The sequence below is a fragment of the Streptomyces sp. NPDC051219 genome (assembly GCF_040682335.1).
Classification (GTDB): domain Bacteria; phylum Actinomycetota; class Actinomycetes; order Streptomycetales; family Streptomycetaceae; genus Streptomyces.
The window spans coordinates 21,949-48,290 of the sequence record NZ_JBFBAS010000023.1; the positions used below are offsets into that span (position 1 = coordinate 21,949).

Below are 26,342 nucleotides of genomic sequence, written 5' to 3' on the forward strand. Positions count from 1 at the left end.
CCGACGAAAGGGAAGGGCACATGGCGACCGACGACTCAGGGCCGGGGCTGCACTGCCTGGTGACCGGGGCGACGGGCTACATCGGCGGACGGCTGGTTCCCGAGCTCCTCGGTGACGGTCACCGGGTACGCTGCCTGTCCCGCTCCCCCGGCAAGCTCTGGGCAGCGGCTCGGGTTTCGAGGAGACCGACCGCAGGGCCGCGCGGATCTTCGCCCGGCACGCTCGTCGGGCGGGCGTACGGCGCATCGTCTACCTCGGTGGTCTCACGCCCGCAGGGGTCCCGGACCGGCAACTGTCGCCGCACCTGCGCTCCCGTACCGAGGTGGGCCGGATCCTGCTGGATTCGGGGGTGCCGACCACGGTGCTGCGCGCCGCCGTCATCATCGGCTTCGGCTCGGCGTCCTTCGAGATGCTGCGGTACCTCACCGAGCGCTTGCCGGTCATGGTTACGCCGAGCTGGTGCGCACCCGGATCCAGCCGATCGGCGTCCGCGACGTCCTGCGGTACCTCGTCGGCAGCGCGCGGATGCCCGCGGGCGTGAATCGCACCCTCGACATCGGCGGCCCGGACGTCATCACCTATCTGGACATGATGCGCCAGTACGCGCACGTGGCCGGGCTGCGGCGGCAGTCTCTACACCGACCTGCGGGAGCTGCCGGTCGACGCGCCGCCCGGAGCGCTGTGGCGCGTGATCGAAGGCATCGGAGGCGACAACGGCTGCTACTCGTTCCCGCTCGCCTGGGCCGTGCGCGGATGGCTGGACCGGTTCGTGGGCGGCGTCGGACTACGCCGTCGGGCGCCGGGACGCGGCCCGGCTCAGAGTCGGCGACTCACTCGACTTCTGGCGGGTCGACGAGATCGAACCCGGCCGGCTGCTGCGGCTACGCGCCGAGATGCGTCTTCCGGGCCTGGCCTGGCTGGAGATGTACGCCGACGAGGACGACACAGGCCGGACCCGCTTCCGGCAGCGGGCGCTGTTCCATCCGCGCGGACTGCTCGGGCACGCGTACTGGTGGAGCGTGTCACCGTTCCATTCTGTGGTGTTCGGCGGCATGGCCCGCAACATCGCCCAGGCCGCCGCCGAAGGCATGCCGACGGACAGGGGAAAGCACCCGGCGTCGCGTTGACCACCGCATCCGCGCAGCCGTCCTGAGCGGAACAATGCGTATCGCCTTCCATCCCGACCAGGAGTGGCGCCATGAACGTCTCGGTCGTCCTTTTCACCTCCGACCTTCGTCTGCACGACAACCCTTCGCTGCGCGCGGCTCTCGCCTCCGGTGACGAGGTGGTGCCCCTGTTCGTGCACGACGACGGCATCCGCTCCGCCGGCTTCGCCGCCCCCAACCGCCGGGCCTTCCTCGCCGACTGCCTCGCCGATCTCGACGCGGCACTGCGCGACAGGGGCGGTCGGCTCGTCGTGCGCTCGGGCGATGTCGTCGACCAGGTCTGCAGGACCGTCAGCGAGGCGGATGCCGTGGACGTGCATACGGCTGCCGGAGTCAGCGGGTACGCCCAGCGGCGCGAGGCGCGTCTGCGGGCGGCGCTGGAAGCCACCGGCCGGCGTCTGCACGTCCATGACACGGTCGTGACCGCCGTGGCACCGGGCGAGGTGACCCCGGCAGGGTCCGACCACTTCGCGGTCTTCACTCCGTACTTCCGGCGCTGGTCGGAGCTGCACACGCGGGGGGTGCACAAGGCACCGCGCACGGTGCGGGTGCCAGACGGGATCGGCTCGGAGGAGATCACGCCCCGCAAGGACGTGGCCGGCGTGTCGGAGGGCCTTGCCGCCGGTGGGGAATCCGAGGGCCGGATGCGGTTGCAGACCTGGCAGCTCAACGGCTTGGCGGACTATGCGGAGCGCCACGACGATCTGGCGGGTGACGCGACCTCCCGGCTCTCGCCCCACCTGCACTTCGGCACCCTCTCCCCGGTCGAACTCGTCCACCGGGCACGTACGTCCGGCGGGCCGGGCGCCGAGGCCTTCGTGCGGCAGTTGTGCTGGCGGGACTTCTACTACCAGGTCCTGGCGGCCCGGCCGCAGGCCGCCGCCGCCGACTACCGCGGCCATCGCGACCAGTGGCGGGCCGAGCGCGCGGCGGCGGAAGACATCGAGGCCTGGGAAGAGGGCCGGACCGGCTATCCCGTCGTCGACGCCGCGATGCGCCAACTGCGGTACGAGGGCTGGATGCACAACCGCGGTCGTCTGCTGACGGCCGGCTTCCTCACCAAGACGCTGTACGTGGACTGGCGCATCGGGGCCCGGCACTTCCTCGAGCTGCTGGTGGACGGCGACATCGCCAACAATCAGATGAACTGGCAGTGGTCGGCCGGGACGGGCACGGACACCCGCCCCAACCGGGTGCTCAACCCCGTGCTCCAGGGAAAGCGGTACGACCCGGACGGCGCCTACGTCCGGCGCTGGGTGCCGGAACTCGAAGGCCTCGAAGGGGCGTACGTTCACGAGCCGTGGAAACTCCAGGGCTTCGAGCGGGCCCAGTACGACTACCCCGAGCCGCTGGTCGCACTGACGGAAGGGCTGGCCCGCTTCAAGCGCGCCCGCGCCACCCACTGAGGGGTCGCCACCGGCACCCTGGAGCGGGACCGGAGCCCGCCGGTGTCCTGACGTCCCCGCGCCGCAGGGGGGGCGTGACGCCCAGTACCGGCCCTGCCAACTCCAGGCCGGGCCGCTCAGACAGGTAGCGCAGCAATGACCGCGAAAGCAAGTGAGCACCCCACGACGCTGACCACGCCTTCGGACCGCGAACTCGTCATCACCCGCGTCTTCGACGCGGCGCGCCCCCTTGTCTTCGAGGCATGGACGAAGCCCGAGCATGTCCGGAACTGGTACGGCCTCCGATCGATGGAGACGACCGTCCGCGACATCGACCTGCGACCGGGTGGTGCCTGGCGATGGGGCCAGACCGCACCGGACGATCAGGAGATCGTGAGATCCGTGACGCCGCCCTGGCCACCGGCATGGAGGACTGCGCCGCCGAGCAGTACGAACGCCTCGACGAGCACCTGCGCACCAGGGCTGAGGGGAGTACGGTCCGCGCGGCTCACCGAGGTACGGTCCGCGTCGGCCCACCCGAGTTGTTTGTCCCTCGGGCGGACGGGCAGCCGCAGCACGTCCCGGGATCCACGAACAGCCACGGAGCCACACCATGAAGCGCACCGTTGACCATGACGCCGTGCGACTGCTGTTGCTCTCCGACACGCACGTGCCCAAGCGCGCCAGGCATCTTCCCGAGGAAGTTCTGCAGCGGATCCAGCAGGTCGACGTGGTGCTCCACGCCGGTGACTGGGTGGACACGGACACCCTCGACCTGCTGCACGCTCTGGCACCGCGCCTGATCGCGGTCCACGGAAACAACGACGGCCCCGATCTGCAGGCCCGGCTCCCCGAAGTGGCCCGGGCGCAGCTGGGTGGTCTGCGGTTCGGCGTGGTCCATGAGACCGGCCCGGCCGAGGGTCGCGAACGTCGGTGCGCCGCCCGGTTCCCCGACCTCGATGTCCTGGTGTTCGGTCACAGTCACATCCCCTGGGACAGCACCGCTTCAGGTGGCCTGCGGCTCCTCAACCCCGGCTCCCCCACGGACCGGCGGCGCCAGCCGTACTGCACCTACATGACCGCCGTAGCGGCGGACGGCCAAATGACCGAGGTGCGCCTCCACCAACTCCAGCCGCGCCGCTGACAGGCCGGGCGCTTGCAGGCTCGTCGATTCATCGCTTGCCCCGCCTGACGGCCGGGGAAGAGCCATCGGGAGGTCCTGCTGCTGGCGTAAGGCACATGCTGATGTGATCCGAGGCAGGCCCACATCAAGTCGGCGACGGGCTTGGGGAGCGGAAAGGGCGGGTCGCGCAGACGAACGGTGACGCTGGTCCCGTCGTCGGTGCCGCCGTACGTGGCGCGTCACCGCTTCGAGAGGGGCTTGTCCGTCCACAGGGGACGACAGAAGGCAAAGGCAAGGAGGTTACCCACTCCTTGCCGCTCTCAACATATAGCGCACCGGGGGCCTTGCGGCAAGACCCGCGTCGTGCCGCAGAATGGCCGGCCAAGGCCAGAACCTGCGGAAATGGCAGCTTCGCCAAGTGCGTGTGCTGTTGTCGACGTATGGGTTGCGCGGGACGTCGAACCGCCGGTGGGACTCGCGGTGCGGTTGCGGGGACTCGACGCGGAGGTGCGGGTGTGCGTGCCGCCGTACTGCGCGGAGCGGCTGGCCGAAATCCAACTGCGTCGAATGGGCGTTTTGATGATTGACGTGATCGTGGTCGGCGGCGGACCGACCGGCTTGATGCTGGCCAGCGAGTTGCGGCTGCACGGCGTGCACGTGGTCGTGCTGGAGAAGCTGACCGAGCCGACCGGGCAGTCCCGCGGGCGCGGCCTGCACGCGCGCAGCGTCGAGATGATGGACCAGCGCGGCCTGCTGGACCGGTTCCTCGCGGTCAGTGAGAAGTTCCAGATCGGCGGCTTCTTCGGCGGCATCCACAAGCCGTGGCCGGACCGGTTGGACACGGCTCACCCGTACGGCCTCGCCACCCCGCAGCCGGTCACCGAGCGGCTGCTCGACGAGCGTGCCCTCGAACTCGGTGCCGAGATCCGGCGCGGCTGCGAAGTGGTCGGGCTGAGCCAGGACGATGACGGAGTGATCGTCGAGCTGGCGGACCTTACGCACCTGCGCTCGCGCTACCTCGTCGGGTGCGACGGCGGCCGCAGTGCGGTGCGCAAGCGGCTCGGCGTCGGTTTCCCCGGCGAGCCCGCCACGGTCGAGACGCTGCTGGGTGATATGGAGGTGACCGAGGATCCGGCGACGGTTGCCGCCATCGTCGCGGAAGTCCGCAAGACCCAACTGCGGTTCGGCGCCATTCCCAACGTGGACGGGAACGAGGGGGTGTACCGCATCGTCGTGCCCGCCGGCAAAGTGGCCGAGCACCGTACGACCGCGCCGACCCTCGAGGAGTTCAAGCAGCGGCTGCGGGCGTTCGCGGGCACCGACTTCGGCGCGCACTCGCCGCGCTGGCTCTCCCGGTTCGGCGACGCCACCCGGCAGGCCGAGCGCTACCGGGTCGGACGGGTGCTGCTGGCCGGCGACGCGGCGCACATCCACCCGCCGACCGGCGGGCAGGGCCTCAACCTCGGCGTCCAGGACGCGTTCAACCTCGGCTGGAAGCTGGCCGCCGCGGCCAACGGCTGGGCACCGGAGGGGCTGCTGGACAGCTACCACGCCGAACGGCACCCGGTGGGCGCCGCCGTGCTGGACAACACCCGCGCGCAGATCACCCTGCTGGGGACCGATCCGGGTGCTACCGCACTGCGGGAGCTGTTCTCGAAGCTGATGGACTTCGAGGAGGTGAACCGGTACGTGACCGAGATCATCACCGCGGTCGGGGTCCGCTACGACTTCGGCGAGGGCCACGAACTGCTCGGCCGGCGGCTGCGGGACGTGAAGCTGAAGCGGGGTCGCCTCTACGAGCTGATGCAGGGCGGCCGCGGACTACTGCTCGACCAGACCGGCCGGCTTACGGTGGCAGGTTGGGCAGATCGGGTCGACCACGTCGTCGACGTCAGCGAGGAACTCGACGCGCCCGCGGTGCTGCTGCGGCCGGACGGCCACGTGGCGTGGGTCGGTGAAGATCAGCAGGATCTGCTGAGCCAGCTGCCACAGTGGTTCGGCGCTGCCGTCATCTGAGCGCGCAGTTGTGGCCGGAAAGGGTGGGGCTTTGATCGCGCCGGTCGTGCGCTGCTGCCACGTGCGCGGCCGGGTACCGCATGGTGCCGTACGCCGCCAGCTCGAAGCCCCCGCGAAGTAGGCCAACCCCAACAAGACGCAGGACCGCAAAGATGTTCGTGATTGCCACGTTGAGCACCCCTTCGTCTGCGGTCGAACCCTACTGACTTCCCGTCATGCGATCGTGGACATGGTTGCCGTACAGCGCCCGTTTCTGATCCCCGGTTCTGCGCAGCATGGGGCTGTACGCCGTCGTGGTGTCCGAGTACACCGGGCGGAACGGGGAGAACGGCAGTCGCGTATGGATCTCCGGTTGGGCAAGCGTCTGGCGGCCGTGCGCAGCGGCGCCGGTGAAGTCGGGTGCCCCTGCTGCGCCACCGCCCTCTGCGGGCGGGACTGACACCCGATGGGCGCAACCTACGCGCCGCGTTCGCCGAGCGGCTCCTCCATCGTGTTCAACTGACGCATCGTCACAGTCAGCTCTTCCGATCAAAGGATCACGATGACGCGTCACAAAACCGCCGGGACCCCCATGAGGCGTATCGGTACGGCCATGGGCGCCGTCGTCCTCGCCGCAGCCGTCCCGCTGATGACCGGTCCGTCCGGCGCCTTCGCCGCCACTCCGTACGCAGATCCGCGCGTCGACTGGGACGCCATCGCCCGATGCGAGTCCAGTGGCAACTGGCGGGCGAACACCGGTAACGGCCACTACGGCGGCCTGCAGTTCAAGCAGTCGAGCTGGCTGGCTGCCGGAGGCCGGAAGTACGCGCCGCGCGCGGACCTGGCCACGCGGACCGAGCAGATCAAGGTGGCCAAGAGACTCGCCGCGATTCAGGGCATGGGTGCCTGGGGCTGTGCCTGACAGGAAGAACCGGGGCTGACGGGGCACGTAGCGGGGCGGGAGTCGCATCCTCGGCCGGAAGCTGCGTGCTCGTCAGCCGGCAAACGCGGGGCAGCCACCACCTGGCGTGCCTGCACGTGCGAGAGAGCGGCGGCCATCGCGCCGTACCCGGCGGGTGGCGTACAGGAACGGCCGGTGCCGGCCCGTACCGGCGCACCGGGTGCTCCGGACACGGGACGGCAACCGGCCGGCGCCCTCTCACGTCCCCGCCACGCGGGACCGCCGGTGAGGAACCCCAACGGGACCGGGCGGGCGCCTGGAGAGTCCTCAGCCCTGCATGCCGCGGCCGGTCAGCATGTCGCGGGCCCGGTCCACCATCCCGAGGCCGGGCGCGAGCAGCCTGTTGGCCGGAGGCGTGTCCGGGGCCCAGGGGTGCGGGCGGGTGGGGGCGGACTCCTTGGCTGCGCGCACCTTCTCGCCGAGCTGCTGAAGAACCTCGGCGGAACATGACTCGGCCAGCAGGACGAACAGCCGTTGCTCTTCGTCGGCAACATGCTCGGTGACCGCGGCCTTCACCTGCCGGACCAGAGTGTCGAACTTGGGGTCGTCAGGCCGGCAGTCCTCGAGGTCCTTGAGCATGCGCTCGACCCTGCTGTGGTCGGCGATCTCCTTGTCGGCCATGTCGTCGCCGTCGTCCACGTACCGGCGCACCGCCGGGTAGAGGTGTTCCTCCTCGGCGACCGAGTGCCTCACCAGCTCCATCGTCAGCTCATCCGCCAGCTCGCGGCGCTTCGGATCGCCGACCGGCCGGCCCTCGATCTTCGCGAACAGCTCTTCCACCTCGCGGTGGTCCGCCGTCAGCTCCTCGATCACATTTCCGCCGTGTCCCATGTCTGAGTGGTCCTCTCTCCGGGTCTGCTGTGCTGACCGTCTCAGAGCCTTCCTTGGCGGCCCTCGCGACACGCGTGTGCCCGGCCGCAGCTCGCCCACACGACCCAGCAGCGGCAGGGGCGTCGCTGGGCTGCGGGAGCGGCGGGGGCTACCCCACCGGGGCGGTCAGGCCGGGTGCCGGCACAGCCGGAGCCGGAATGGCGGTCGACGCTCCGGCCGCCGGGTCGGACGTCTGGCTCGGTGCCGGGGCGGGCGTGGGCGTCGGCACCTGCGCGGCCGCGCTGTTCAGCTCGTCGATGCAGTCGACGAACGTGACCACGCCCTCGGGAATCGCGTTGTCGAGGACCGCGAAGTCAACGGCCGTGTGGCTCCGGATCAGACACATGTCGTAGCGCGCGACCTTCGGGATGCTCTCGGTCGGAGCGGACGTCCGGTACTCGTGGCGGCCGACCAGCTGGCAGGAGTCGTAGCGGATCAGCGGGCCCCGCGCACCGATGGCGTAGCGATGCGGGCGGACCTCCCCGGAGAAGTCCTTGAACGCCTGAGCGGTGTCGTCGCAGTCACTGAAGCGGACGGTTCCGCCCTTCCACGAGCAGTCGATGACCAGCACTTCGGGGTCGCGTACTTCGAAGCGGATGTCCGCCGCGTGGAAACGCTGCACGGAGTCGTGGTGCTGCCCCTGGGGGAAGCGGAAGAAGGTACTGCTCCTGCCGTACTCGGGAGTGTCGACGGGGCGTCTGCCGGTGATGAGATACGACCCCCCGCGGCATGTGATCGAGCCGCCGTAGGGAAACTCCAGGAAGTTCCCCCACTCGTATTCGACCTTCATGTCGTTGAACCAGTAGTTGAGGAACTGGTCCTGCCGCTGCGGGTCCGGAGTGCGCTTCGACAGGCCCGAGTACAGGAAGGCCTTGCGGTAGGAACCGCCGACCCGGCAGGCGTCCCAGCGCATCTCGGAGTTGGTGTCGACCCCGTCCAGGGCGACCCCGTACTCCCACTCGCCCATCCACTCGCATTCGGAGAACCGGTAGTCCTGCGCCAGACCGGTCGAGTACGAGTAGAAGAACGACGCGCCCGGAGTGGCCGAGCGGAACTGCATGTGCTCGAACATCACGTTGGCCCAGACGTCCTCGTTCCGGCACAGGTACGAGCCCGGGCCCGTCTCCGGCTGAAAGACGATCTGCGTCATGCGCTTTCCGGCGCCCCGGAAGCGCAGGCCGTTCGCCGGGCGGGGCGGAGCTGTGCCGTTGAGCAGCGCATGCGGGCGCTTGACGAGGAACTTGCCGGCGGGGATGTCGATGACGGTGCGGCCGATGCCGTCCCTTACCCGTGAGGCCGCGTACCGGTAGGCCAGTTCGAACGCCCGGGTGTCGTCCGTCACTCCGTCGCCCCTGGCCCCGAAGTCCGCGACCATGTTCACCACGGACGGCGTCCAGAAGGGAAAGCCCCGATCCTGGCCGGCATGGTTCAGGACCTTTCGGCCCGTCCCGTCCGGGCCCGGCGCCGCGGCCGCCGGCGCACTGTTCGAGAGCACCGTCGCGCCGGCAAGTACTGCCCCGCCACGCAGGAGATTTCTACGGCTGGCTCCGGGTGCCCCACCGTCCCTGTCTGCCATAATTCATTCCTTTCCTGCCATCTCACAAAGAACAGGGACAAAGTGAGCGATTTCGCTGAAGCTCTCAGGCTGCTGTCGACGGCGCAGAAGTCCGCGAAGGGGGTCTCGGTCTACACGCGGTACGTCAACCGCCCGGCGGGTCGCCTGCTCGCCGCTCTGGCGTACCGGGTCGGAGCGACTCCCAATCAAGTGACGGCGCTGGGCGCCCTGTTCACTTTTCCGGCACTGCTGGCCGTCGCGCTGCTCCGGCCCGGGCCGGCCATGGCGTTCTGGGTATGCGCCGCCCTGATCGTGGGGTTCGCGCTGGACTCGGCCGACGGGCAGCTGGCGCGGAGCCGACGGGCGGGAAGCGTCTCGGGAGAGTGGCTGGACCACGTTCTCGACTGCGCCAAGATCGTGACCCTGCACCTGGTGGTGCTGATCTCGTTCTACCGCTTCTTCGACCTGCCCGATCCACTCTTCCTGCTTGCCCCGATGGCCTTCCAGCTGGCGGCCGTCGTCATCTTCTTCGCCGGGATCCTGACGGAGCAGCTGAAGAGGAGGACTGAGCGGACAGCGGTTCCATCGACACCGCCCCCGGCGCTGCGGTCGCTGCTCCTTCTCCCCGTCGACTACGGGATGGTCTGCGTGATGTTCCTATTCCTTGGCAGCCAGGATCTGTTCCTCGGCCTTTACAGCGCGCTGCTCGTTGCTCACGTGCTCTTCATGGCCGCCTTCCTTGTGAAGTGGTTCCGGGAGCTGTCCTGAGCCGCCGACTCCGACGGCAGCGGGAGCGGGCACGGGCTCTGACGAGGGCGAGGACGAGGTGAGCAGGTTGAGCGCGCTGCGCAGCAGCGTGCTCGACGTATGCACCGTGTAGGGGAAGTAGACGACCTCTACGCCGACCTTCCCGAACCTGTTCTCGTACGTAGTCCACACGTCCGTGCCCCGCCAGTCGTCTCCCTTGAAGATGACATCGAATCCGACGCACTTCCACGTCTCGAGCTTGTCGAACAGTGACTCCACGATCGCTTCGTCGACGAAACGGATACTCTTCACGATTTCCAGGCGCTCGACGAGCGGGACGACCGGTGGCCGTCCTTTCAGCCTGACCACCATGTCGTCGGAGGTGACGCCGGCGATCAGATAGTCGCAGTGCGCGCGAGCCTCGCGGAGGATGTTGAGGTGTCCCACGTGGAACAAGTCGTATACGCCGGGCGCGAATCCGACACGTTTTCCTACCATGAAAGGCCTGCAATTCCTGTCTCGGCGGAGGCTGAACGCCCGGCGACCGATGCGGAAAGTGGCGAGGTGTTGGTCCCGTCGGTCACCCTGATCGCGTACTGGTGGCGGCTGTTCGCGGCCACCGTGTCCGTGAAGCTCATCTGCGGGCGGTTCCAGAGGGCGGATCGCTGCGTGAGCGAAGTCAGCAGCACGCCGTCGCGGTAGATCCTGTACGTGAGATAGGCGTCGTCCCGGTCCCACGAGGCACGCCAGGTCAGCCTGTTCCTGGTGGCGCTGGTGCTGGAGACATCAAGCTGGGGAACCTTCGGCGCCTCGATGTCGGGACCCGGGCCGAAGCGGGTCAGCCCCTGCTGCGGCTTGTCGTTGACGGTGGTGAATTCGCCACCGGCCCACAGAATTCCCCGGGCCACGACAAGTGACCTCGGACCCAGTTTCTCCCCCAGCCCCCCGTTGGTATCGGGGAACCAGTGCTGAATGGTCTTGTGATCGGTCGAGTTGGCCAGGAAGTGCTGGCGGTTGTGGTGCTCGGGGAAGCCGCCGGGCGTGGCGCGGCAGTCGTGGGCATGCGATCCGCTGTAGAGGACACCCTTGTAGGGGGCGAGAGCCTGGGTGGCGCCGAAGCAGTAGTCCTTCCACCGCATGGCACCGGTGGCCAGGCTGCCGGCGATGCGCCCGTCGAAGGAACCGTTTCCCGTTCCTTCGCCTCCCACGTAGAAACTCGTACCGTCGTTCGCGAGGGCTTTGACGTCCGACCCGCGCGGGATCCAGCCTCTGTATCTCTGTACCGTCGAGCCGCTCGACGGGTGGAGGGCGACAAGGGCCTGCGCCCGCTTGCCGTTGACTCTGGTGAAATCACCGCCGACGATGATCTTTCCGTACTTCTCGGCCGCCGTGATGGCCCGGACCGTCCGGTCCAGGTCGGCGCGGAACGGGAGCAGGGCTCCGGTCGGCTTGAACGCGGCGACCCGTTTCCTGCTCTGGCCATTGACGCGCTTGAAGTCGCCCCCCAGGTAGACCGCCTTGTCAGTGACGTCGATGGCTCGCACGGTCGCCGACACGACGGGCTTGAAGTCCTTGCGCAGCGAGCAGTCGGCGGTATTCAGCGCGACGGCGCTGCCCGCGCCGCTGGCATTGACCCGGCTGAACGAACCGCCTACGTAAAGCACCGAGTCGTCCCTGGACGCCTTGAGTGCACGCACGGTGCCCGCCCCACCGGTGAACGTGGGAGCGCAAGGAAGCAGGGCGCCGGTTACGGCGTCGAAGGCGGCGAAGTTCTTGCGGGGCTGTTCCTTCACGCCGGGCGCTGCGCCCGGCGGACGGACCGCGGTGAAGGTTCCTGCGGCGTAGACGACGCCGCGTGCGTATTCGACCGACCAGACGATTCCGTTCGTCTGCCAGGTGGCCATCGGGTCCGCGGTCACGGCGGTCCCGTCCGCCGCCGCGGAGCCGGACCCGGCGACGAATGCGGTGGCGGTGAGGCAGGCTGTGGCGCATGCCGTACCGGCGACTTTGGTGGTGACTCTTTTCAGGCGCATGGAAACCCCGGGCATAGCAGCGAATTGGGATGGCGATGAGCAGTGGTGGAACTACGGCGTTCCGGATTCTGCGGGGAGTCTGTGATGACGCAGGTGCGGAGTACGTCTGCGGAATGCGGCGACGAGGTCGTTCAGACCCAACGTCTCGCGATATCGCCACAAACTAATACCAAATACGCATAGTGTCACGGCGATTCCGACGGCGAGTCCCCACACCGTGTCGCCGGCCAGCAACCGGGCGGGGACCGCGAGCGCCATGGTGACGCCGAGCCCGACGCGGACTGCGGCAAGGTAGCCGCCGTCGATCGTCGTGAAGCCGAGACGACGATGAACCAGCCAGGCCGAGACGAGGTTCTCCACGATGATCGCCGCGCCCCATGACGCCGCGGCGCCCACAACCCCCCAGCGCGGAACAGCGAAAAGCCCGATAGCCAGATGCACGGCGAAGGCGGCGCCGGTGACGACCAGGTGCCATACGCTCTTCCCCGCCATGAGGAGCACGGTCTGGGCATTGCCCACCGCGATGTTGACCGCCGAGGCCGCGCACAGGACGAGCAGGGCGGCCGTCCCCTGGTCGAATCCAGCTCCGAATACCGAGAGCACGGTGGCCGGGAAGCAGGCGACGATCACGAACAGCGGCCATGTGAACAGGACCATCCAGCGGGTGGAAATCCGGTGCAGGCTGCGCGCCTGGCCGGTTTCACCCACCGCGAGGAGCCGGCTGATCTGCGGAGCGACCGCGAGTCTGATGGCGAGTTGCAGCAGAGTCACCGCGGTGATGATGCGGCCGATGGCCGTATAGAGGCCCGCCTCTTCCGTCGTGGCCAGCATCGACAGAAGGATCACACCCACCCATGCGGCGCTGATGTCGAAGACCGTGGAGACGGCTCGGGGGGCCGCAAATGCCCAGAACTCCCGCCGTGGGAAAGGCAATTGGGTCTTCCGCAAAGCTCCGGCAGGCACTGCGCGACAGCGGCGCAGGGCGAGCCAGGCGGCCACCCCCCCGGCCAGGGTCGGGACGAGCCAAGCGGCGGCGAGCGTCAGAACGCCCGGCACGAGCAGTGCGGCCGGTACGGCGAGGAGTACGCGCAGGACCGGTTTCCCGATCTGCTCGACACCGACGAACGGCAGCACAGTGCCGTAGCCGCGCGTCGCACCGAGCAGCAGCAGTGAGACGGTGGCCAGCGGAAGGAACACCGCGAAGAGCCTGACGAGCGTGCGCGCGTCACCCGGGGCCATCGAGGGAAACAAGGCTGTGGAAAGCGGGGCCACGGAGAAGAGCATCGCCGCGACCGCGGTGGCGGCCAGTGTGCCCGGCGCCACCGCGATGCGCACCAGCGACGCAACCTGGCGCCCTTCACCCGTCGCGAGATCGCGTGAGATGAAGCGCACCAGGCCGGCATCGGCGCCCAGCTTGCAGGCGTTGCTCAGGATCGTGAAGACGGCCACGCCGGTGAACACCACCCCCGCCCCGTAGGGCCCGGCGACACGGGTGATCAGAGCGACCAGGACGAAGCCGAAGACCGCGTTGGCGCCCGATCCCAGCAAGCCCCACCAGCCGCCGCGTGCGGTGGCGGCCACCCCGCTCGAGGTGGCCGTCTCGCCAGTGGCGGGGACGGCCATTCCCGATGCGGTCATCCCTGGGAGGCCGTCAGCGTTTCGTCCTTCTCCGTGAGCGGGGACTCAGCGTGGTGCTCCGGGTCGGGGCGGAACATCGGGATCCGTCCGCGGTACTTCTTCCTGCGGTGCCGGGCGCCGTCCAGGGCGGTACTGAGCCGCCCGCCCCGGACACCGGTGTCCAGTACCGCGCCGGCGATTCGGCCACCCGCACAGACGATCAGCTCGTGCACCCGCCTGAGGTCGTCGCGCCGGGTGCTGTTCAGACCGCCCACCACGAGAACTCCGTCCACCCGCTGGGCCAGAGCCAGGCCGTCGGCCTGTTCAAGCATGGCCCGGGCCAGTACCACCACTGAGGCGGCGGGGAAGTTGGAGGGCAGGATGTGGGTCGCCCCGCGCGGGGCCGGCGAACCGGAGGTGTCCAACTCGCTGTTGCCGGAGACGATCGAGAAGCGACCGGCCCTGCCGGCGTCGACGACGGAGTCGGCGCTGTCGGGCAGGATGGGCAGCCGGGACGCCAGTGCGGGCGCCGAGCCCGTGGCGTCCACGAGCACCACGTCGTGGCCGATCTCCGCGATCGCGGCGCAGAGATTCACAGCGACGGCTTCGGTGTTCGGGTGCTCTCGCGGGGCCAGGACGAGCAGGCTGTGGCGGCCGGCCGACCGCTCGTCGTGGGTGAGCCGGAAGGCGAGCGTGCGGTACGCCTCGGTCAGGCGGTTGTGGTTGCGGCCGACCGTCAGCAGTTCGTCGTCCTCGGTCGCACCGGGCAGGATGCCGATGACCGGAGCACGCAGGCTGCTTTGCATGTCGGCCACGGAGCGCACCCGCGGTTCCAAAACGGCGCGCAGCCAGGCGAGCATGATGCCGATCGTGAGTCCGCCGAGCAGGCCGAGCCCGACGATGACGACCTGTCCCGGTCCGGCCGGGTGGGCGGGCGGCTCGGCCCCGCGCACGACGTCACCGCCGCTGGTGTCGCGGGTCTCGAGGTCCGAGAGGCGCTTTTGCAGTGAGGCGATCTGTGTCTCGACTCCTGAGCGCGTCGGTCCCTTGGTCGTCGCACTCTGTTTCCTGAGCGTGAGGATCTGCTCGTCCAGGGCCCTCGTCATCCGCTCTACCTTGGCGTCGGTCCGGTCCTTGCGGTCGGCAAGGTAAGCCTCGACAAACGCGTTGGCCGCGCGAGCGGCCCGCTTCGGGCTGCCGGCCGTGTACTGGAAGCGCAGTACCTGCGTGTCCGGCGGGTTGACAACCCTGAGGCTGCTCTGCAACGCGTCGGTGCGGGCCGCCGGTTCACCCAGCGTCTTCGCGGCGCGGTCGGCGACCGTCGCGCTGAGGGCGACCTGCCGCTCGGTGGGCATACTCAGCTGGTGGTCGATGGACACGCTGATGTTGCTGAACGGGTCCGCTGTCGACCGTACGACCACCTCGCCGGTGGAGATGTACTGATCGACACGCAGCAGTGCGAGGAGCACTCCGCAGAGCAGCCCCAGTGCGGCACCGAGCGCGATGATGGCGCGGTACCTCAGCAGTCGGCGCACCTGGTCGCGCAATTGGTCCGGCTCGTTGTACCGGTCGTCGAAGCTGGTGGGGCCGGTCACGGATGCCCTCCTGTTCCGGAGATTGTTGCGTGGCCGGCGGTGCCGGCCGGCACCGCCGCTGACGAGAACCGGCGAGCCCGGGCGCCGCGGGTGGTGATGAAGAACGGGATGGTCAGGAGCAGGAACAGCGGTCCCACGATGCCCATGAGGCTGCCCCGCAGGAGGACCAGCTGGTACATGGCGAAGGCCGGGACCAGCAGGGCGGCCAGGGTGGCGTGTCCGAGCCGGCTGCGGATGTCGTCCATCCGGCGTCCGGCCGCGCCGAGCAGGCAGAAGACAAGGATCACTGCCGGGAAGCCGGCCCAGAGGTAGCTTTCGATCCACAGCGGTGCGGAAAGGTTGTGGAAGTCGTAGCCCGCGAACTGGGCGATGTGGACCCCGCTGTCCGGCGGTTTGTCGGGCCAGACCGAGCGCGGCACCATGAAGAGGACGGGACCCAGGGCCGTCGACGGCGAGAATCCGGACTCTTTCGTGTAGTCGATACCGGTCTGCATCTGCTGGAAGGCGTCGTAGTCACTGTTCGTGGTGAACTGCTCCGCGATCGAAACCACGTTGACCGCTTCGCGTTCCTCGTAGCGGAAGTAGTCGCTGTACGGGAAGACCAGGAGCAGCGTGGCCAGGACCGCGGCCGCGGTGACGCGGAAGGCGCGCGGGCGGCGCAGGAAGCTCGATGCGAACAGCAGCGTCAGCAAGACGGTGCCGGCCCAGAAGCGGGGTTTGCTGATCGGGTTGTTGACGACGACGTTGAGGGCGAGCAGGAGCGGCAGCAGCATCCAGCGGACAGCGCGCAGCACCCGGTCCCCGACGTTCATACGGGGCAGGTGCACCAGGGCCACCAGCGCCCAGAACGCGGGCACGGCGAGCGACCAGGCCACCATGACCTGGGCCACGCTATGGGTCGAGTCGCTGACGCCGCGTGCCTCTCTGACCGCCTGCCGACTGGTGAAGAAGATGCCCGGCCCACCCTGCTGGGGAATCAGCACGGCGGCGATCACGAACACCAGACCGCACAGAAGGAGCACGCGAACCGGAGCCAGTCTGCGGGACAGTACCGCCTCCACCACCACGGACTGGTCCTTGACGTGCCTGGCCGCGATGAAGGCCCCCGCGCTGTAGGCCAGGAATCCGACTTCGATCAGAACGGTGGCGGTGAACGCGGTGCTCGCCCCCGCCCGGTAATCGAGGGGGTACTCGTCGGTGGCCAGCATGGTGAGCGGAGCAAGCCCGAGCCAGACGTAGGCGAAGAGCCAGAAACCGAAGGCGACCAGCCGCACTTTCGTGGCGGTGAGCACGCGGGCGAGCGCACCGCCGGCGTGGGCCACGACGACACACTGCAGAGCGAGTGCGGCACTCAGGCGCACGTCGAGCGCCTGCAGAAGCAGTCCTGGCAGCAACGCGATCAGCAGGACCGCCCAACCGCAAACCGCAGCCACACTACGGACTTGACCGCCCTGCTCCACGCGTCCCTCGCTCACCTGGACTTGACAGGATTAATCATCATGAGGCGCTATCTATATCTCATTTCGACACCGCCGCGTGAGCCGACATACCGACCTAAAACGGCATTAGTCCGATACCTCACCTATGCAATGTAATCTTCAGAAATGAATAGTTCGCTCGTGGGTCGACGTGTACTAGTGGTGTCGACCAACTACGCCCCTGAGCACGCGGGGATCGGACCGTACTCGACCCAGACCGCGGAGCATTTGGCCGCGTGTGGTGCCGAGGTACATGTACTCGCGGGAATGCCGCACTACCCGGCCTGGCGGCTGGACGACGACTACCGGGGACGCCGACGGGTGACCGAGATCCGGCAGGGCGTCCAGGTCCATCGCCGCCGCCACTACGTGCCCCCGCGTCAAACCGCGCTGCGCAGGGCCCTCTACGAGGTCAGCTTCCTGGTGCACGGATCGGTCGCACCGCCGCCCGGACGCCCGGACATCGTGCTCAGCCAGATGCCGAGTCTGGCCGGAGGCATCATCGGCGGCCGCCTGGCCCGCCGGCACGGGGTTCCGCACGTGGTCGTCGTACAGGATCTGATGGGTGCCGCCGCGGCGCAGAGCGGCATCAGCGGCGGCAGCCGGGTCGCCTCACTGGCCTCCCGGGTCGAGGCGGCAGTCCTGGGGTCGGCCTCACTGGTCGGCGTGGTGCACGAAACGTTCGTGGACCGCGTCAAAGCCATGGGGATCCCCGCGCCGCGCATCAGAACGGTGCCCAACTGGACCCATGTGGCCTCTCCGACCGCCAACCGCCACGCCGTACGGGAACGGCTCGGCTGGTGGCCGGACGAGGTCGTCGTGCTGCACTCGGGCAACATGGGTCTCAAGCAGGGACTCGAGGTGCTCATCGAAACCGCTCGGCTCGCGGCCGGCGGGAGCCCACGCGTCCGTGTGGTGCTGATGGGGGACGGCAGCCGGCGTACCGAACTGGCGCGCCTCGCTGTAGGTCTGCCGAATCTGGACCTGTTGCCGCCGGCGGACGAGAAGGACTTCCCCGACGTGCTGGCCGCGGCCGACGTGCTGGTGGTGACTCAGCGGGCCTCCGTCATGGACATGAGCCTGCCCTCGAAGCTGACCTCCTACTTCGCCGCCGGACGGCCCGTGGTGGCGTCGGTGGCCCAGGAAGGCGGTACTGCCCAGGAGGTGCGCCGCTCGGGCGCGGGGATCGTGGTCGCACCGGAGGACGCCGCGGCGCTGTACGACGCCGTACGGGAGTTGAGCGGGGATCCGGACCGTTCAGCCGCACTCGGGGCCCGCGGTCCGCTCTATGTGGAGGAGCGACTGAGCCGCGAGGCCGGACTCGGACGGATCACCGCGCTGCTCTCCGAAGCGCTCAAGGCCTAGATTCTGGGCCGGCGGCTCAGCTGACGTCCTGCGGGCCGGCTGAGGCTTCCTCTTGCCAAGGCCGGTCGGCAGGCGGTGGTGGAACCTCGTGGTCGGTGCCGCGCGTCGGCCCTCAGGCCGAGGCCGCCGCGACGCAGAACTCATTGCCCTCCGGGTCCGCCATCACCACATGGTGCCCGTCGAACTCCGCCAGGACGGTCCCGCCCGCCTTCACCAGCCGCTCGTACTCCGCCCTGATCCGCGCCCACCGCTCACCGGGGTTGCCGTACCCCGGCACCCGGACATCGATGTGCAGCCGGTTTTTCGCCGTCTTCGGCTCGGGAACCCGGAGGATGCAGAGCCGGGGGCCGAGACCTTCCGGGTCGCAGAGCCACGCCCCGTCGTCCACGGAGTCGTCCTCCGGCACGTCGAACTGGGCAAGCCACTGCGCGCGGGTCTCGAACGGAGCGGGCGGCGGCTCGTCTACATACCCCAGCGCCGTCTTCCAGAACGTGGCGAGTAGCTGCGCGTCCGTGCAGTCAAGGGTCAGATCGATGCCGGCTGCCATGGCAGGACCCTACTGCGTGCCTCTGACAGTCACGGCCGAACCACGTGCAGGCCGCTCGCGAGGAGCCGGTGGCGGACGGCACAACGCCCGACGGGTACCTCTTCCGTCGGGCGTTGTGCGGAGTCAGTGCCGTGGCACCGGGGGTGCGGTCACAGCCGGCCGTCCGCGATGGCCTGCCGTACCCACGGGATGACCTTGTCCAGGATCTCGTCCAGGGCGGTCGTCGCCTCGAATCCGAGAACGTCCCTGGCCTTGGACACGTCGGGGGTGCGACGCTGCACGTCGTGCTCGAAAGGCGTGTCGGTCGTGTAGCGGAACGGCACGTCGTCACCCTTGATCTTGTGCCAGATCCGTTCGGCGAGGCCCAGAACCGTGGTCGACTCGGCGTTCGCCAGGTTGAAGCTTTCGTTCAGGGCGTCGGGGTGGAACACCGCTTCACAGATCCCGCGAGCCAGATCCCCGCCGTACGTGAAGTGCCGTACCTGAGCGCCGCTGCCGAGGATGTGCAGCGGGTCCTGTCCCTTGAGCACCTTCTGCACCAGGTCGGGGACCACATGCGACATGCTGACCTTGATGTCGCCGGAGCGCTCCTCCCCCTGGCCGACCGTGCGCTCCTCGCCCACATCCACACAGTTGAAGGGCCGCACGATGGTGTAGGGGAGCTTGTACTGGTCCCAGGCCGCCCGGGCGAAGTACTCGACCGCCAGCTTCTGGAAGCCGTAGGAGGACGACGGCGGCGGTACGTGGCGTTCGTCACCCTCCTTGGACGGCCAGGTTGTGGTGTTCTCGTACACCATCGAGGAACTCAGGTAAGTCACCTTCTGCAGCGGCCCGTTGCCGTAGACCCGGATCGCCGCGTCGCAGGCCGCGGCGGTGATCCGCTCGTTGGTGGCGAGGAGGTCGTAGGCGAAGGTGTGGAAGTAGGAGATGCCACCGATCATCGCGGCGCAGGCCACGAAGTGATCGCAGTCGACCAGCAGATCCGTGAGCAGATCGGCGTCGCGCGCGTCTCCCTGGACCAGTTGGTACTGCGGGTGCTCCAGGCTACGGCGCCCGGCGGGGCCGTACTTGGAGAAGTTGTCGACGCCGACCACGCTGTGACCGCGGGCGAGCAGTTCCCTGACCAGATAGCTGCCGATCAGGCCGGACGAGCCGGTGACGAGAACCTTCACGAGATCCCTTTCTAGTGTTGAGTCAGGCCTTGACGCCGCGGCCGGTGATTCCCCAGAGGTCCACGACCGGCTTGTCCGTTTCCAGGTTCCGGTACTCGGCGTGGGGGGTGGCGATGACGAGCACGTCGGCCCTGCGCAGGACCTCGCTCAGCTCCGTGAAGCGCGGATCGCTGACGTACGGGTCCGTGCAGAGCGTTTCCCGTGCCTTTGCATTGAGGATTCTGCGCAGTTTGAAGGACAGACTTTCGCGTACGTCGTCGCTGCCTGCCTTGAATCCCATTCCGAGGACGCCGACCCGCGTTTCGGCAAGAGTGAATCGGCGCTCCATCCGCGACACGAGGTAGAGCGGCAGCCCTTCGTTGATGAGCATGGCCGTGTGTCCCAGGACGAAGTTGTTCCCGGTGAAGGCGGCGAGCTGGAGCGTGTCCTTGAGCAGACAGGGGCCTGCGGCGAATCCCGGCCCGGGCATGTCCGCCGCCCGTGGATATTCGAAGGTGATGGCCTTGCGGATCCGTTCGAAGTCGAGTCCGGAGTCATTGGCCATCATCCAGAACTGGTTGGCGGTGGCGAACTTGATGTACCGCCAGGTGTTGGCGAACAGCTTGGCCAGCTCCGCCTCCTCCGGCTCCATCCTGATGATGCGGTCCGTGAGGGTGCGGAAGAATTTCTCCGCGCGGTCGCCGGCCCGGTCGGAGCGGGCGGCCACCAGCTGAGGGAGTTCGAAGAGCTCGGTCATGGCCTTGCCCTCGGCGATGCGCTCCGGGCAGAACGCCACGTCGACGTTCTTGCCGAGCCGCTCGAGCAGCCGCTCGGTCAGTGCGGTGACTCCGGGGTGGACAGTGCTCCGGAGCATGATGAGCTGCCCGTCGGAGAGGTGGTCGGCGCAGCGCTCCAACGCCCTTGGCACCGCGCCAAGATCGGGGTTGAGGTGCTCGTCGACCGGCGTGCCGACCACGACGACCAGGTTCTCCGCGGTGGCGACGCTCGCCGCGTCGGTCGTGGCCCGCAGACGGCCCTCGTCCACCGCCTCGCGCAGCGGTTTCGCCGCGCCCTCCTCGGCGAAAGGCATGGTGCCGTTGTTGACCTTGTCGACCGCCGTGGCGTCGATGTCGTAGAGGGTCACCGAGAGCATTCCCCGGGAAGCGAGCGCGATCCCGAGGGGAAGGCCCACGCGCCCGCAGCCTCCGATGATGACCACGTCGGCTGTGGAGAGAGACGGACTCTCCTTGCCGGTAAAGGATTCCAGGCTCATAGGTCAGCGTCATCTCCGTTGCTTTGTTGACGGCAGTTGTAGATGTCTTCGAGTCGGTCTCCCACCGCACGAATGGAGAAGACTTCGTCGACGGCACGGCGTCCGGCTTCGGCAAGCGAACGCCGCAGTTCTTCGTCGCCGAGCAGGTCGCGGACCGCGTCGGCCATTTCTTGCGGGCTGCCGTCGGTGACGATCGCCGCTTTGCGGCGGGCCAGCTCACCCGCGATGCCGCTGCTGTCGGTGCAGACCACGGGAGTTCCGGCGGCAAGCGCTTCGAGGACAGTCATGGGGAATGGCTCGTTGACGCTCGGCAGTACGTACACGGAGGCCTGCCGGTAGGCGCGCACGGCATCGGTGTACTCCAGTGCGCCGCCGTAGGAAACGACCGTGTCCAGCCCACGGGCGGCGATCAGTTCGCGGACCCCCGGCAGCGATCCCTCGTCCGACCCGTACAGGGTGAATCGTGCGTCGGTCACCTCTTTGTGGACCAGCGCGGCCATCTCGACGAACGCCTCGGGGCGTTTCCGCGGGTGCAGGCGGGCGAGGAACAGCACCTCGCGGCTGTCGGGGCCGCGCTCGTCACGGCCGGCCGGAGGGCGAACGCCGTTCGGCAGCAGCAGCAGCGGTGGGCCGTCCGGGCCAATGGCCCCGGTCAGCGCCTGCCCCTCGGCCTCGGTGAGCACCAGGCAGCCTCGCGCCCTGCGCAGGAGGGGAACGTAGGCCCGGTCGAAGAGCCTGGCGGCCACGGTCTGCCGGGGCTCCACCATGCCGTGCGTCTGGACGAAGAACCTCTTGCGCCGCATTACGGCGAGCGTGAGCGCCGTGAGCGAGACCAGGTCGCGCCCCGCGTGGACATGCACCACATCAGCGCCCTTCATGGCCCGCCACATGTCGCGTACCAGCATCGGGTGCATCAGTCCGAGAAAGCCCTGGCCGGGGACGATGGTGCGGGCCGGCCTGGATCGCAGCAGGACCGAACCGATCCTCTTCGGTGCTTGGGACTTGCCACGCCACAAGGACAGGAGCGCCACCGAGTGTCCGCGGGCGGCGAGTTCGTCGAGGTGACCGAGGGCCACGCTCGTCGGCCCGCCGTAGGCCCCGTCGTCGCTGACGAGCGTGACCACGTGCACGACTCTCATGCCATGGCTCCCGTCGTGACGACCGCGCCGGGGCTGACATCGCGATGGGCGACCGAAGCGGCCCCCACCACCGAGCCACGCCCCACGGTGACTCCGCGCAGCACTACCGCCTTCGCCGCCACCCACGCGCCGGGCTCCAGCGTGATGGGGCCGTTGTCGAACTCGAACGTGGGCGAGAGCCGCCGGTGGCTTCCGGTGCACAGAAGCGCGCCCTGGGAGACGCACGAGTCGCTGCCGATCGTGATGGTCTCGAGGTTGAGGAGCCAGGCGTCCTCACCGATCCATACGTCGTCGCCCACCACCAACTTCCACGGCCAGTGGACCCGCACCCCATGGCGGATGAACACTCGCTTCCCGATCCGCGCGCCGAACGCGCGCAGCAGGGCGGGCCGCCAGCGAGCCGGGAACCACCACTTGACGAAGACAAGCCTGAGCACGACGAACCAGGCAGCCTGAACGACCAGCGGGCGGCCCTTGTCATACCCGGCTCCGGTGAAGCCGCGCAGCGAACGCTCCAGCATCGGTACCCCTTCCTGAGGGCGAAGGAATATCCGCTTTTACTAGGTTTTATGCGTACCGACATGAAATGCACCGTTTGCGGGTGTGCTGCTGGCACACTCGGCCCATGGAAGATCTACTCCCCACCCACGCCCGCGTCTTCGTCGCAGGTCACCGCGGGCTCGTCGGCTCGGCCGTCGCCCGCCGGCTTTCTGCCGACGGGTATCAGGTCCTCACCCGGCCCCGGTCCGAACTCGACCTCCGCGACGCCGCCGCGACCGAGGCGTATCTGCGCGACGCCCGTCCCGACGCCGTCGTGCTGGCCGCCGCCAAAGTGGGCGGCATCATGGCCAACAGCACCTACCCGGTGCAGTTCCTCGAGCACAACCTGCGCATCCAGCTGAGCGTGATCGCCGGAGCGCATGCCGCAGGGGTACCCCGGCTGCTGTTCCTCGGCTCGTCCTGCATCTACCCCAAGCTCGCACCGCAGCCGATCCGGGAGGACGCGCTGCTGACGGGACCGCTGGAGCCGACCAACGAGCCGTACGCCCTCGCGAAGATCGCCGGTATCACCCAGGTGCGGTCCTACCGGCGCCAGTACGGCGCCTCGTACATCTGCGCCATGCCGACCAATCTCTACGGACCCGGCGACAACTTCGACCTGGAGAGCTCGCACGTCCTCCCGGCGCTCATCCGCCGCTTCCACGAGGCCGCGCAAGATGCGCGCGACGAGGTCGTGCTGTGGGGAAGCGGCACGCCGCGCCGGGAGTTCCTGCACGTCGACGACCTCGCCGCCGCGTGCCTGGTGCTGCTGCGCGGTTACGACGGGGACGAGCCGGTCAACGTCGGCTGCGGCGAGGACCTGACGATCCGTGAACTCGCGGAGACAGTGCGGGACGTCGTCGGTTTCGACGGCCGGATCGCCTTCGACACCACGAAGCCGGACGGCACACCCCGCAAACTGCTGGACATCTCCCGGCTGGCCGGTCTGGGCTGGAAGCCGAAGATCGCTCTTCGGGACGGCATTGCCGCCACCTATGACTCGTGGCTGAGCAGTCGGGAGACGCTGACCGACGACCAGGCGGCGGTCAGCGTCTGAGCCTCAGTACGCCCCGCGTCCGCTGAGCACCGCGCGGACCGTGCGGGTCATGACGTCCATGTCCCAGGACAGGGACCAGTTGTCCACGTAGCGCAGGTCGAGCGAGACGGTCTCGTGCCAGGTGAGGTCCGACCGTCCGCTCACCTGCCACAGTCCGGTGAGACCGGGCTTGACGCTGAGCCGGCGCATCTCCACGGCGTCGTAGTGCGCCACTTCCTCCGGAAGGGGCGGGCGCGGACCGACGAGTGACATGTCGCCGAGGAGAACATTGAGCAACTGGGGCAGCTCGTCCAGCGAGTAGCGGCGCAGGAAACGGCCCACGGACGTGACGCGCGGATCGTTGCGCATCTTGAACATGTGGCCGTCGTTCTCGTTGACCGACTCCAGGTCGCTCTTCAGCCGGTCCGCGTCCACCACCATGGTGCGGAACTTCCACATGGGGAAGTGGGTGTTGCGCTTGCCGACCCGGATCTGACGGTAGAAGACCGGTCCGGGCGATCCCACGCGTACGGCGACCGCGAGCAGAGTCAGAACCGGAGCCATACAGACGATCAGGAGCAACGCACCCAGCCGGTCGATGACGGACTTGAGTACCGTCGGCAGGCCTCGGCGGGCGGGGGGTGCGACGTGCAGCATGGTGAGCCCGGCCGCCGAGGCGAGCCGAAGCCTGTGCCGTGCCACGTCGAAGATGCCCGGCAGAACAGCCAGCGGGCATCCGTGGTCGTGCAGAGCCCAGGAGAGCCGGCGCAGCCGTTCGCCCGACATGTGCCCGCCGGGACTCACGAAGACCAGGTCGACGCCGAGTGAGTCCGCCGCCTCGATCACGGCCGAGGCGTCCTCCTCGAGCACCACGGGGCGCTCCGCCGCGAGCCGGACGTAGACCGGTACGCCGGAACGCACGTCGCCTTCACCCACCGCGCAGGCTCCCACCACGACGTACTCGTGGTCGGTGCGCTGGGCCAGCTGTTCGACGACCTCGTCCACCGCGGCGGCCTCACCGATGACGAGCACATGGCGCAGGGCCTGGGCGTCCCGGCGGGTGGCCATCAGGTCCCGGTGGATCAGCTTCCGGCAGACGACAGTGACGACGAGGGAGGGAACGAGCGCGGCGCAGGCCGCGGCCGGTGCGCTGTCGAGACCGCTCACGGTCCGTAGGACCGCCAGAATGCCGAGCATCGCCAGCCAGTCCCGGAACACCGGGCCGGCGCGCCCTCCGCCCAGATTCCAGGACGCGTAGCGCTTGCCGACCACACCTGTGAGCAGCCAGATGAGGGTGGCGATCGCCGCATGCTGGAAGGGGTGGGGCTGACCGGCAGCGGAGAGCGCGGTCGCCACTGGCAGCGCCACTCCCACGGAATCGAAGAAGAGCACAGCGGGCAGATACCAGCCGGCCTTCGTTTCTCTGCGCCTTGTTGACGCATTTCTCTGCGGCGTGACAGGGGACGCCTGTCGTTCTGCCGCGACTCTGAACCGCCGCATGGCTCTCCCTGCTACCCCGACGGAGGCGAGTGGGCGCGACTGCAACGCCCTCGTTGCCGACCGCCGCACGCCTCAATTGGATTCTTATATCAAGAAATGCAGATTTATACGGGGCCCACATGTGCTGCCGCACCATGTGGGCCGGTACCGGCGCTAGCTGCCCGGGAGGGTGACGTACTGCCGGATCGGCAGGTCACTGGCCCGAACCTCTTCGGCGACCATGCGGGCCAGCCGGGTCGCGCCGTACTTCTGGAAATGCACGTTGTCCGACTTGCCCGACGGATACGCCGGGTACTTGCGCGGGGCGACGTGCAGGAAGACGCCCTTGCTCGCCTTCGCTCCGATGCGGTTGTAGAACGCGATACTCCTGGCGTTCAGGTCGATGACCTGCGCTTTGCGCTCCTTGCCCAGCTGCCGCATCGCCTTGGCGTAGTCGGAGAACTCGTTGACGAAGCGCCCCTCCCCGTTGAAACGGCGCGTACCCATCGGGGTGACCAGGACGGGAGTGGCGCCGTGTGCGCGGGCTCCGTCCACGTACTTCGCCAGGTACTTCTTGTAGCTCGTGTAGGGCTCGGTGTGCCGGTTGCAGTACAAGGGCTTCGATGAGCACTTGGAGTCGGTCAGCGGCTTGTCGTTGTGGCCGAACTGAATGAACAGGTAGTCGCCCCGGCGGACTTTGGTGAGGATCCGGTCGAGATGGCTTTCGAGCACAAAGGACTTCGCGCTGCGTCCGCCGCGCGCCCGGTTCTCGAACTTCACCTCCGCGGTGAAGAACTGGCCGATCATCTGGCCCCATCCCGCCATGGGACGGACCGACGCCGGATAGTTCGCGACGGTCGAGTCCCCGGCGAGAAACACAGTGGTCGGACGCTTGGCAGAGTCGTCCGCTGCGTTCCCTGCCGCGGCGGGTCCGGCGAGGGGGAGGACCGACCCGGCGGACAGCAAAACGGCGAGCACCACACGGAGGCGCGGCATGGTTGTAACCCCTTGTCTTAGTGCGGGCACTCCCGGGGTGCGGGCAACGTGCCGGGATGACTGTCCTTGACTGGAGCCTCGGCCACGCTCGCGAGGCATGCCAACTCTTGTTGGTCCATCAGCCGTACGGACAGCCTCCGGACCTCCCGCCGCCGCCTGTTCCGGGCGGGAGCCGCCGGAGCACCGTGCCCAGCACTCGATCCGCCGGAAAGTAGCCCACTCGGCGTGAGTCGAAGCTGACGGCGTGGTGGTCGCCCAGCAGGACCAGGCTGCCGCGGGGCACGCGCTCTC

Annotated in this window: 22 protein-coding genes and 3 pseudogenes; 9 read left to right on the top strand and 16 right to left on the bottom strand. The window is 68.5% G+C overall.

Annotated features, from left to right (window positions below; translation table 11 throughout):
• The first annotated feature begins 20 nt into the window (after positions 1-20).
• The 3 genes and pseudogenes from AB0M62_RS23775 to AB0M62_RS23785 all read left to right on the top strand — a co-directional run.
• Positions 21-1,127, top strand: a pseudogene (locus AB0M62_RS23775) (SDR family oxidoreductase).
• Positions 1,128-1,198: 71 nt separating this feature from the next.
• Positions 1,199-2,572 carry a deoxyribodipyrimidine photo-lyase gene (locus AB0M62_RS23780; RefSeq protein WP_366076300.1) on the top strand — a complete coding sequence of 458 codons (1,374 nt, stop codon included), beginning with the start codon at positions 1,199-1,201 and terminating at the stop codon, positions 2,570-2,572.
• Between the two features lie 135 nt (positions 2,573-2,707).
• Positions 2,708-2,890 (top strand): annotated as a pseudogene (locus AB0M62_RS23785) (glutathione S-transferase); the annotation flags it as partial.
• Positions 2,891-2,934: 44 nt separating this feature from the next.
• Here the strand turns inward: AB0M62_RS23785 and AB0M62_RS23790 are convergent.
• Entirely contained in the window at positions 2,935-3,153 is a 219-nt protein-coding gene (locus tag AB0M62_RS23790) for a hypothetical protein (protein ID WP_366076384.1), read from the bottom strand.
• A gap of 38 nt (positions 3,154-3,191) precedes the next feature.
• Here AB0M62_RS23790 and AB0M62_RS23795 point away from each other — a divergent pair, with 38 nt between their 5' ends.
• The 3 genes from AB0M62_RS23795 to AB0M62_RS23805 all read left to right on the top strand — a co-directional run bounded on the left by AB0M62_RS23795 (position 3,192) and on the right by AB0M62_RS23805 (position 6,591).
• Positions 3,192-3,695 carry a metallophosphoesterase gene (locus tag AB0M62_RS23795; RefSeq protein WP_366076377.1) on the top strand — a complete coding sequence of 168 codons (504 nt, stop codon included), beginning with the start codon at positions 3,192-3,194 and terminating at the stop codon, positions 3,693-3,695.
• A gap of 558 nt (positions 3,696-4,253) precedes the next feature.
• Positions 4,254-5,690, top strand: a complete 1,437-nt coding sequence (rox, locus tag AB0M62_RS23800; RefSeq protein WP_366076378.1) for a rifampin monooxygenase — start codon at positions 4,254-4,256, stop codon at positions 5,688-5,690.
• A gap of 541 nt (positions 5,691-6,231) precedes the next feature.
• Positions 6,232-6,591, top strand: coding sequence for a transglycosylase family protein (locus AB0M62_RS23805; protein ID WP_366076301.1), 360 nt, complete (start codon positions 6,232-6,234; stop codon positions 6,589-6,591).
• A gap of 306 nt (positions 6,592-6,897) precedes the next feature.
• Here the strand turns inward: AB0M62_RS23805 and AB0M62_RS23810 are convergent, their stop codons facing one another.
• Complete coding sequence (locus tag AB0M62_RS23810) at positions 6,898-7,461, bottom strand: hemerythrin domain-containing protein (RefSeq protein ID WP_366076302.1); 564 nt, start codon at positions 7,459-7,461, stop codon at positions 6,898-6,900.
• A 148-nt stretch (positions 7,462-7,609) separates the two neighbouring features.
• Positions 7,610-9,076 (bottom strand): glycosyl hydrolase family 28-related protein, encoded by a 1,467-nt coding sequence (locus tag AB0M62_RS23815; RefSeq protein ID WP_366076303.1) that lies wholly within the window; start codon positions 9,074-9,076, stop codon positions 7,610-7,612.
• Between the two features lie 42 nt (positions 9,077-9,118).
• Here AB0M62_RS23815 and AB0M62_RS23820 point away from each other — a divergent pair, with 42 nt between their 5' ends.
• Positions 9,119-9,823, top strand: a complete 705-nt coding sequence (locus AB0M62_RS23820; protein ID WP_366076304.1) for a CDP-alcohol phosphatidyltransferase family protein — start codon at positions 9,119-9,121, stop codon at positions 9,821-9,823.
• 60 nt (positions 9,824-9,883) lie between these two features.
• Here the strand turns inward: AB0M62_RS23820 and AB0M62_RS23825 are convergent.
• The 5 genes and pseudogenes from AB0M62_RS23825 to AB0M62_RS23845 form a co-directional block, all read right to left on the bottom strand.
• Positions 9,884-10,300 (bottom strand): annotated as a pseudogene (locus AB0M62_RS23825) (adenylyltransferase/cytidyltransferase family protein); the annotation flags it as partial.
• Positions 10,294-11,835, bottom strand: coding sequence for a fibronectin type III domain-containing protein (locus AB0M62_RS23830; protein ID WP_366076305.1), 1,542 nt, complete (start codon positions 11,833-11,835; stop codon positions 10,294-10,296). The pseudogene AB0M62_RS23825 and the gene AB0M62_RS23830, both read right to left, overlap by 7 nt.
• Before the next feature lie 51 nt (positions 11,836-11,886).
• Complete coding sequence (locus AB0M62_RS23835; protein ID WP_366076306.1) at positions 11,887-13,416, bottom strand: oligosaccharide flippase family protein; 1,530 nt, start codon at positions 13,414-13,416, stop codon at positions 11,887-11,889.
• A gap of 53 nt (positions 13,417-13,469) precedes the next feature.
• A complete protein-coding gene (locus tag AB0M62_RS23840) occupies positions 13,470-15,047 on the bottom strand; it encodes a hypothetical protein (protein ID WP_366076307.1) in 1,578 nt (525 codons plus the stop codon).
• Positions 15,044-16,480: a hypothetical protein gene (locus AB0M62_RS23845; protein WP_366076308.1), complete on the bottom strand. Its 1,437-nt coding sequence runs from the start codon at positions 16,478-16,480 to the stop codon at positions 15,044-15,046. The genes AB0M62_RS23840 and AB0M62_RS23845 overlap by 4 nt, the downstream gene beginning before the upstream one ends.
• Before the next feature lie 171 nt (positions 16,481-16,651).
• Between AB0M62_RS23845 and AB0M62_RS23850 the strand changes: the two genes are divergently transcribed.
• Positions 16,652-17,890, top strand: coding sequence for a glycosyltransferase (locus tag AB0M62_RS23850; RefSeq protein WP_366076309.1), 1,239 nt, complete (start codon positions 16,652-16,654; stop codon positions 17,888-17,890).
• Positions 17,891-18,002: 112 nt separating this feature from the next.
• Here AB0M62_RS23850 and AB0M62_RS23855 read toward each other — a convergent pair whose 3' ends face one another.
• The 5 genes from AB0M62_RS23855 to AB0M62_RS23875 form a co-directional block, all read right to left on the bottom strand.
• Positions 18,003-18,437, bottom strand: coding sequence for a VOC family protein (locus tag AB0M62_RS23855; RefSeq protein ID WP_366076310.1), 435 nt, complete (start codon positions 18,435-18,437; stop codon positions 18,003-18,005).
• A 149-nt stretch (positions 18,438-18,586) separates the two neighbouring features.
• A complete protein-coding gene (locus AB0M62_RS23860) occupies positions 18,587-19,609 on the bottom strand; it encodes an NAD(P)-dependent oxidoreductase (RefSeq protein ID WP_366076311.1) in 1,023 nt (340 codons plus the stop codon).
• Between the two features lie 22 nt (positions 19,610-19,631).
• Positions 19,632-20,861: a nucleotide sugar dehydrogenase gene (locus AB0M62_RS23865; protein WP_366076312.1), complete on the bottom strand. Its 1,230-nt coding sequence runs from the start codon at positions 20,859-20,861 to the stop codon at positions 19,632-19,634.
• Positions 20,858-22,000: a glycosyltransferase gene (locus AB0M62_RS23870; protein WP_366076313.1), complete on the bottom strand. Its 1,143-nt coding sequence runs from the start codon at positions 21,998-22,000 to the stop codon at positions 20,858-20,860. The genes AB0M62_RS23865 and AB0M62_RS23870 overlap by 4 nt, the downstream gene beginning before the upstream one ends.
• On the bottom strand, positions 21,997-22,521 hold the full coding sequence (locus AB0M62_RS23875; protein WP_366076314.1) for a putative colanic acid biosynthesis acetyltransferase: 525 nt from the start codon (positions 22,519-22,521) through the stop codon (positions 21,997-21,999). Before AB0M62_RS23875 ends, AB0M62_RS23870 begins: the two co-directional genes overlap by 4 nt.
• 104 nt (positions 22,522-22,625) lie before the next feature.
• Between AB0M62_RS23875 and AB0M62_RS23880 the strand changes: the two genes are divergently transcribed.
• Complete coding sequence (locus AB0M62_RS23880) at positions 22,626-23,597, top strand: GDP-L-fucose synthase (RefSeq protein ID WP_366076315.1); 972 nt, start codon at positions 22,626-22,628, stop codon at positions 23,595-23,597.
• Positions 23,598-23,600: 3 nt separating this feature from the next.
• Here AB0M62_RS23880 and AB0M62_RS23885 read toward each other — a convergent pair whose 3' ends face one another.
• The 3 genes from AB0M62_RS23885 to AB0M62_RS23895 all read right to left on the bottom strand — a co-directional run bounded on the left by AB0M62_RS23885 (position 23,601) and on the right by AB0M62_RS23895 (position 26,334).
• Positions 23,601-24,968, bottom strand: a complete 1,368-nt coding sequence (locus AB0M62_RS23885; protein ID WP_366076316.1) for a sugar transferase — start codon at positions 24,966-24,968, stop codon at positions 23,601-23,603.
• A gap of 261 nt (positions 24,969-25,229) precedes the next feature.
• Positions 25,230-26,051 (bottom strand): rhamnogalacturonan acetylesterase, encoded by an 822-nt coding sequence (locus AB0M62_RS23890; RefSeq protein WP_366076379.1) that lies wholly within the window; start codon positions 26,049-26,051, stop codon positions 25,230-25,232.
• A gap of 118 nt (positions 26,052-26,169) precedes the next feature.
• On the bottom strand, positions 26,170-26,334 hold the full coding sequence (locus AB0M62_RS23895) for a S26 family signal peptidase (RefSeq protein WP_366076380.1): 165 nt from the start codon (positions 26,332-26,334) through the stop codon (positions 26,170-26,172).
• Between the last annotated feature and the right edge of the window lie 8 nt (positions 26,335-26,342).